The sequence below is a fragment of the Pseudonocardia yunnanensis genome (assembly GCF_039534065.1).
In the GTDB taxonomy this organism is placed as follows: Bacteria; Actinomycetota; Actinomycetes; order Mycobacteriales; family Pseudonocardiaceae; genus Pseudonocardia; species Pseudonocardia yunnanensis.
On sequence record NZ_BAAAUS010000040.1, the window covers coordinates 24,879 to 32,570 of the forward strand.

Annotated in this window: 5 protein-coding genes; 3 read left to right on the plus strand and 2 right to left on the minus strand. The window is 72.4% G+C overall.

The window, feature by feature from the left end:
* Nucleotides 1–3: 3 nt before the first annotated feature.
* On the plus strand, nt 4–2,505 hold the full coding sequence (locus tag ABD743_RS33340) for a Tex family protein (RefSeq protein WP_344726941.1): 2,502 nt from the start codon (nt 4–6) through the stop codon (nt 2,503–2,505).
* A gap of 154 nt (nt 2,506–2,659) precedes the next feature.
* On the opposite strand, the gene ABD743_RS33345 is transcribed toward ABD743_RS33340, so the two are convergent.
* On the minus strand, nt 2,660–3,058 hold the full coding sequence (locus ABD743_RS33345; RefSeq protein ID WP_344726942.1) for a winged helix-turn-helix transcriptional regulator: 399 nt from the start codon (nt 3,056–3,058) through the stop codon (nt 2,660–2,662).
* A 77-nt stretch (nt 3,059–3,135) separates the two neighbouring features.
* On the opposite strand from ABD743_RS33345, the gene ABD743_RS33350 reads away from it, so the two are divergent.
* Nucleotides 3,136–4,068 carry an NADP-dependent oxidoreductase gene (locus ABD743_RS33350; protein WP_344726944.1) on the plus strand — a complete coding sequence of 311 codons (933 nt, stop codon included), beginning with the start codon at nt 3,136–3,138 and terminating at the stop codon, nt 4,066–4,068.
* Nucleotides 4,069–4,123: 55 nt separating this feature from the next.
* Here ABD743_RS33350 and ABD743_RS33355 read toward each other — a convergent pair whose 3' ends face one another.
* On the minus strand, nt 4,124–4,807 hold the full coding sequence (locus ABD743_RS33355; RefSeq protein ID WP_344726945.1) for an HAD family hydrolase: 684 nt from the start codon (nt 4,805–4,807) through the stop codon (nt 4,124–4,126).
* Between the two features lie 281 nt (nt 4,808–5,088).
* Between ABD743_RS33355 and ABD743_RS33360 the strand changes: the two genes are divergently transcribed.
* On the plus strand, nt 5,089–6,870 hold the full coding sequence (locus ABD743_RS33360; protein WP_344726947.1) for a DEAD/DEAH box helicase: 1,782 nt from the start codon (nt 5,089–5,091) through the stop codon (nt 6,868–6,870).
* Nucleotides 6,871–7,692 lie beyond the last annotated feature (822 nt).

Sequence of the window (7,692 nt, forward strand, 5' to 3'; positions counted from 1 at the left end):
CCTGTGACAGGCACGCAGTCTCCGTCGACAACCCCGGTCCACTCGATCCAGCAGCGCATCGCCGATGAGCTCGGCGTGCGGAACCACCAAGTGGCCGCGGCCGTCGACCTGCTCGACGGCGGCGCCACCGTCCCGTTCGTCGCCCGGTACCGCAAGGAGGCCACCGGGGCCCTCGACGACACGCAGCTGCGCACGCTCGAGGAGCGCCTGCGCTACCTCCGCGAGCTGGAGGAACGCCGCACGGTCGTCCTCGACGAGATCCGCAAGCAGGGCAAGCTGGACGAGGCGCTCGAGGCGCGGATCATGGCGGCCGAGTCGAAGGCCCGCCTCGAGGACATCTACCTGCCCTACAAGCCCAAGCGCCGCACCAAGGCGATGATCGCGCGCGAAGCCGGGCTGGAGCCGCTGGCCGACACCCTGCTCGCCGACCCCTCGCAGGACCCGTCCGCCGTCGCAGCCGGGTTCGTCAACGAGCAGGTCGCCGACGTGGCCGCCGCGCTGGAGGGCGCCAGGTCGATCCTCGTCGAGCGCTTCGCCGAGGACGCCGACCTGATCGGTGGCCTCCGCGAGCGGATGTGGACGCGAGGGCGTCTGGTCACGAAGGTCCGCGAGGGCAAGGAGACCGAGGGCGCGAAGTTCGCCGACTACTTCGACTTCTCCGAGCCGTTCACGAAGCTCCCGTCGCACCGCATCCTGGCCGCGTTCCGCGGTGAGAAGGAGGAGGTGCTCGACGTCTCCCTGGAGCCCGACGACGGCTCCGAGGAGCCGGTTCCGGGCGCCGTCACCGACTACGAGCGCACGATCGCCGTCGCGTTCGGCGTCTCCGACCAGGGCAGGCCGGCCGACAAGTGGCTCGGCGACGCCGTGCGCTGGGCCTGGCGCACGCGGATTCTGCTGCACCTGGGTATCGACATCCGGGTGCGGCTGCGCACCGTCGCCGAGGAGGGCGCCATCGGCGTCTTCGCGTCCAACCTGCGCGACCTCCTGCTCGCCGCGCCCGCGGGCAGCCGGGCGACCATGGGTCTGGACCCGGGCCTGCGCACCGGCGTGAAGGTGGCGGTCGTCGACGCCACGGGCAAGGTCGTCGCCACCGACACGATCTACCCGCACGAGCCACGGCGCGACTGGAACGGCGCGCTCGCCACCCTCACGAAGCTCGCCGCCGCACACGACGTCGACCTCGTCGCGATCGGCAACGGCACCGCCTCCCGGGAGACCGACCAGCTCGCCCGCGAGCTCGCGGCGAAGAACCCGGGCCTCAAGCTGACCCCTGTCGTTGTCAGCGAGGCAGGCGCCTCCGTGTACTCGGCGTCGGCCTTCGCCTCGGCCGAGCTGCCCGGCCTCGACGTCTCGCTGCGCGGGGCCGTGTCGATCGCACGGCGGCTGCAGGACCCCCTCGCCGAGCTCGTGAAGATCGACCCGAAGTCGATCGGCGTCGGCCAGTACCAGCACGACCTTCCCGAGTCCTCGCTCTCCCGCTCGCTCGACGCCGTGGTCGAGGACTGTGTGAACGCGGTCGGCGTCGACGTGAACACCGCCTCGGCGCCGCTGCTGCGCCGGGTCTCCGGGATCACGGAGGGTCTCGCAGCCCAGATCGTGCAGCACCGCGACACGAACGGTCCCTTCCGCACCCGCCGCGCCCTGGCCGACGTGCCGCGGCTCGGCCCGAAGGCGTTCGAGCAGTGCGCGGGCTTCCTGCGGATCCGCGACGGCGAGGACCCCCTCGACGTCTCGGGTGTGCACCCCGAGTCCTACCCGGTCGTGCACCGCATCCTGCAGCGGGCGAAGACCGACATCGCGACGCTGATCGGCAACACCCAGAAGATCAAGTCGCTGCGCCCGCACGACTTCGTGGACGGGACGTTCGGCCTCCCGACCGTCACCGACATCCTCACGGAGTTGGAGAAGCCCGGCCGCGACCCGCGCCCGGAGTTCCGCACCGCCACCTTCGCCGAGGGCGTCCACAAGATCGCCGATCTCCGGCCGGGGATGCTGCTGGAGGGCCAGGTCACCAACGTCGCCGCGTTCGGCGCGTTCGTCGACGTGGGCGTGCACCAGGACGGGCTCGTGCACGTGTCGGCGATGTCGAAGAACTTCGTGAGCGACCCCCGCGAGGTCGTCAAGTCCGGGGACGTCGTGCGTGTCAAGGTGCTGGAGGTCGACGAGGCGCGCAAGCGGATCTCGCTGACCCTCCGCCTCGACGACGAGGTGAGCCCCAAGCAGCCGCGCACCGGTGACCAGCGGGGCGGCGACCGCGGCCCTCGCGACCAGAAGGGCGGGCCCCGCGACCAGAAGGGCGGACCGCGCGATCAGAAGGGCGCACAGCGCGACCAGAAGGGCGCACAGCGGGGCGACCAGCGCGGACGCGGCGGCGACCGGCGCGGCGGGGGAGGCCGACAGGGCGGCGGTTCGGGTGGTTCGAGCGGCTCCGGTGGGGGCCTGGCCAACAGCGCCATGGCCGACGCCCTGCGCCGCGCGGGGCTCACGGGCGACCGCAAGGACTGACATCCCCTGATTCGCCCGCCGGGTGTCGAGGACATCGGCACCCGGCGCGAGTCCGGCGCGCCGCCCGCGCCGCTGCCCGGATCTCGTCGGCGAGATCGCCCAAGGCGCTGCTCGGGATCATGGTCCTGGGCCGCGCCTTCAGGCCGGTGTCGGGCTACTCGGCAGTGTCGTACCGCGCCCGGGCGGCGTGGACGGCGTCGATGTGGCTCTCCGCCCAGGCCTTGATCGCCCGCTGTAGCGGAAGCAGATCGTGACCGAGGCCAGTGAGCTCGTAATCGACGCGCGGCGGGACCGACGCGGTGACACTGCGTTCGACCAGGCCGTCACGTTCGAGCTTGCGAAGGGTCTGGGTGAGCATCTTCTGGCTCGCGCCGGCGACGATGCGCGCGACCTCGCTGTGTCGCAGCGGGCCGTCGGCCAGGGCGCTGATGACCAGAGTGACCCATTTGTCGCTCAGCGTCGCGAGCACTTCGTGGCCAGGGCATTCGGCCAAGTTGGCGTTGTACTCGCGCCTGGCGATCTCCCGCTTCTCCGCAGCGCTGATGGTTGCCACGACGGGTCCTCCGGGTGCCCTGGGCACTTCTGAGTGCCGTCTTCTCGGTCCAGCGACCGCTACCTAGCGTTGATCCTATGAAGTCGATCATCGTGCACCAACCAGGCGATCCGGACGTACTCGAAATCACTGACCTGCCACTCCCCGAACCCGGACCCCAGCAGATCCGGGTCAAGGTCGCGGCCTCCGCGCTCAACCCCATCGACCTGTCCGCCCGTGCCGGTCGCCTCACCGCCGCCGGGCTCATGCCGCCGATGCCGCAGTACGGACTCGGCTGGGACGTTGCCGGACACGTCGACGCCACCGGGCCGGGAACCCTCCGGTTCGGGCTCGGCGACGCGGTGATCGGGCTGCGCGACCTGCTCTTCGCCGGTGGTGCCCACGCCGAGTACGTGGTTCTGGACGAGTCCGCCGTCGCTCCCGTTCCGACATCGGTGCCGCTCACCGACGCGGCCACGCTGCCGCTGAACGGATTGACGGCGGATCGCGCCCTCGACCTCGCCGGGCTGGCACCGGGACAGACGCTCCTGGTCACCGGTGCCTCGGGTGGCGTCGGCGGATTCGCCCTCCAACTCGCGGCGATCCGGGGGCTGCGTACGGTCGCGCTGGCCCGCCCGCACGACGCCCACCGCGTACGCGCCATGGGCGCGTCGGAGGTTGTCACCTCGTCGGACGACCTCGGCGCCGCCGTACGCCGGATCGTCCCCGGCGGTGTGGACGCCGTGATCGACGCCGCGATTCTCGGCATCACCGCCCATCAGGCACTCCGTGGCGCCGGCACTTTCGTTGCGCTCGTCGCCCCCTTCGCCCCGCCGCCCATCCGTGGCACGCGCGTCGTCGTGCAGGAGGTCTTCGCCGACGGGAACCGGCTCACCGAACTGTCGAAACTCGTCGACGATGGTGCGCTCACCCTCCGCGTCGCGAGAGCGTTTCCTCTCGACCAGGCCCGGGAGGCGCACGAACTCTTGGAAAAGGGGGGCCTCGGCGGACGCATTGTCCTGACGCCCTGACGCCCCACGTTCGCTCGCTCTTCGTGGCGCCGGGCCGGCCGCGTCGCGGCCACGGTCAGCCGGCCAGGAGGGCGACGACCTGCTCGACGTCCCCGAGGTCGTCGAGGACGTGGTGGGCGCCCGACGCGGTGAGGGCCGCGGCCGGGGTCGCCCCGGTGGCCACCCCCACGGCTATCACGCCGGCGGTGAGGGCGGCGGCGACGTCGTGCACGGTGTCACCGATCACCAGGACGTCCTCGTCGGCGAACGGCCCGTGCGCGGCCTCGGCCCGCTCCCTGCAGCGCAGCACGAGCTCGGACCGCACCGCGTGGTCGTCGCCGTATGCCCCGATGGTGGTATCGAGATACCGCTCCAGCCCGAACACCCCCACCTTCGCGATCCCGATGGCGGTGATGTTGCCCGTGACGAGCGTCTGCACAACGCCCGGACGGGCGTGCAGCGCGGCGAGGACGTCAGCAACGCCGGGCAGCAGCCGCCCCTGCACACGCATGAGATGGCTGCGTGCATCGAACTCGGACGCGTAGCGCGTGAAGAACCCGTCGAGGTGTGGAGCCGCGTCGGGGATGCCGTGCAGTGCGAACAGCTCCGGGGTGATCTCGAGGTCCGTACGCCCAGCCGCGACCAGGGCGCCGGCCCACGGCAGCCCGGTGACAGCTGTGAAGGCGGCCGCATAGGCCTCGACCCCCACCCCGCCGCCGACGAGCAGGGTGCGGTCCACGTCCCACATCAGCAACCGCACCTTTGGATCCAACCACCACACCCCCAGCTGCCCGGCACGCGCCCGAGGAGTCCACGCATCGCACCGAGGACGCGGGCTCCCAGGCGCTGCCGGCGTTCCGCTGGGCGCAGAGCGGGGCGGGTGCGCGAGTTGATCTGGCACCTGGGACTATGTTCAGTCGGTGGCGCGTTGAAGTCCACCAGAGACCGCACCGGCCAGGTAGTTATCGTGCCGCAGGCCCCGCGGGCTCGCCCGCGGGAGTGCCGTTCGCGCTCCCGTTTCACTGCGACGGAAGACGATCTGTGACCCTGCCCCTCGACGGGACCTTGCAAGACAACCAGCCCGACCTCCCCCGATTCTCCGACCTCCCTCTGCGCGCCGAACTGCTGGCCGCGGTGGAGGAGCTCGGCTACACCCACCCCAGCCCCATCCAGGCCGAGTCCATCGCGCCCCTCGTCGAGGGCCGCGACCTCCTGGGCCAGGCCGCCACCGGCACCGGCAAGACCGCCGCGTTCGCGCTCCCGATGCTCGAGCGGCTTGCCGAACAGCGCCCCGAGCGGGCCCGCGGCGAGGCGCCGTTCGGGCTGATCCTCGCTCCCACGCGTGAGCTGGCGCTGCAGGTGTCCGAGGCCGTCAGCCGCTATGGCGCCCGGCTCGGCGCGCGCGTCCTCACCGTGTACGGCGGCGCGCCCGTCGGCCCGCAGTGGAAGGCGCTGCAGAACGGCGTCGACGTCGTCGTGGCCACCCCCGGTCGCGCGATCGACCTGATGAACCGCGGCGCGCTGCGCCTCGACGACCTCGAGATCGTCGTGCTCGACGAGGCCGACGAGATGCTCGACATGGGCTTCGTCGAGGACATCGAGACGCTGCTCGACGCCACTCCGGACACCCGGCAGGCGGTGCTGTTCTCGGCCACCATGCCGCGGCGCATCGAGATCCTCGCGCAGAAGTACCTGCGTGAGCCGGTCACCGTCCGCATCCGTCGCGAGGCCGTGGCCGAGGGCGAGGCGCCCAAGGTGCGCCAGACCGCGTACCTCGTCCCGCGCACGCACACCACCGCCGCGCTCGGGCGCATCCTGGAGGCCGAGCGGCCCGCCGCCGCGATCGTCTTCTGCCGCACCCGCCTGGACGTCGACGCCGTCACCGAGATGCTCACCGCCCGCGGCCTGCGCGCCGAGGCCCTGCACGGCGGCATGGACCAGGAGCACCGCACCCGCGTGGTCGAGCGGCTGCGCAGCGGACGCACCGAGCTGCTGGTCGCCACCGACGTGGCCGCTCGCGGCTTGGACATCGACCTGCTCACGCATGTGGTGAACCACGACGTGCCGCAGTCGTCGGAGGCCTACGTCCACCGGATCGGCCGGGTCGGTCGGGCCGGACGCGAGGGCGTCGCGATCACGCTGGTGCCGCCGTCGAAGGTGCACGCGCTGCGTGCCGTCGAGCGGCTCACCGGCCAGCCCATTGCGTTCGCCGCAGTGCCCACGGCCGCCGACCTGCGGGCCGCCCGGTTGGACCGCACGGCCGCGGCTCTGCGGGAGCGGCTGATCGCCGACCTCGACCCCGACGCCGCCGACCCCGACGCCACTCCCGTCGACCCGGACGGGGTGCGGGCGATGCTGGCAGGCCTCACCGCCGAGTTCGACGCTGTCGACGTCGCCGCCGCAGCGATCCGCCTCATGCAGGAGGCCGCCGGCTCGCCGGAGGACGGCGAGGACATCCCGGTGGTGAGCATGCCGCGCTCCGGTGGACCGCGGGAGTCCCGCGGTCGCGGTGGCGCGGCGGGAACCCGCCCGCCGAAGGCCGGCACCACCCGCCTGTTCGTCAACGCGGGCCGTGCCAGCGGCGTCCGGCCGCAGGACATCGTGGGCGCGCTCGCCAACGAGTCCAACCTGTCGGGCCGCGACATCGGCGCGATCCAGATCCACGAGCGGCACGCGTTGGTGGAGATCCCCGAGCACGCCGCGGACGACGTGCTCCGCAGCCTGCGCGGCAGCACCACGCTGAAGGGCCGCAGGGCCAATGTCCGTCGCGACCGCGGGTTCGCCGGGGCTGCCGCCGGCGGGAGCCGCGCCCGCCGCGACTGATCCAGCTCGCCGACCGGGCGGCGCGCCCAGCTCTCTGGGCCGCCGGCCGGTTGGGTTCGCACGAACGGCACGTTGATCCGATAGATCCAGACGGGCGGGCCACTCGTCCAGCAGGGCCCGGGTCCGGCGCGCACCGCAGGCTCGCGCGCGGATCGGACGAACGGCGCGTTCATCCGTTAGGTCCGGATCAGCGGGCCGTTCGTTCGGCCGGGCCGTGGGCTCGTGCGGACTGGCCGTGGCCTGCCCGTCCCAGCCCACCCGTGTGAACGGCACCTTGGTCCGATAGGTCTGGACAGGCGGGCCGCCCGTCCTGGGCTTGGCCCTGCACGTCCGCACGAACGGCACTTTCGGGCGTTAGGTCTGGATGGGCGGCCCGTTCGTCCGGCAGGGTCGGCGTCCCGCGCGCACTGCCGGCTCGCCACGGATCGCACCAACGGCGCGTTGGCCGTTGATAGGTCTGGATCGGCGGGCTGGTCGTGCGGCGGCGTCGGGTCCCTCCATGAGCTGTTCGGCCGCCGCCGCTCGTACCAACGGCGCTTTCGGGCGTTAGGTCTGGATGGGCGGGCCGTTCGTCCAGCGGGGCCTGGGTTCAGCGCGCATCGCAGGCTCGCTCGCGGATCGGACGAACGGCGCGTTCACCTGATAGGTCTGGACTGGCGGGCCGTTCGTGCGGTGGCGTCGGGCCCCGCCGTCACGCTGGCGCCGGGCGAGGCGCGGAAGCTTCCGGCTGCCGCCGCTCGCACGAACGGGACTTTCGCGCGTTAGACGGTATGGAGGTCGGGCTGGGGCCTCGCCACATGTGAACGTGGGTTGCCGGGCAGG

Excerpts from the sequence above, each read along its gene's own strand:
- ABD743_RS33350 (WP_344726944.1), top strand. The coding sequence starts at position 3,136 with ATGAAGTCGATCATCGTGCACCAACCAGGCGATCCGGACGTACTCGAA.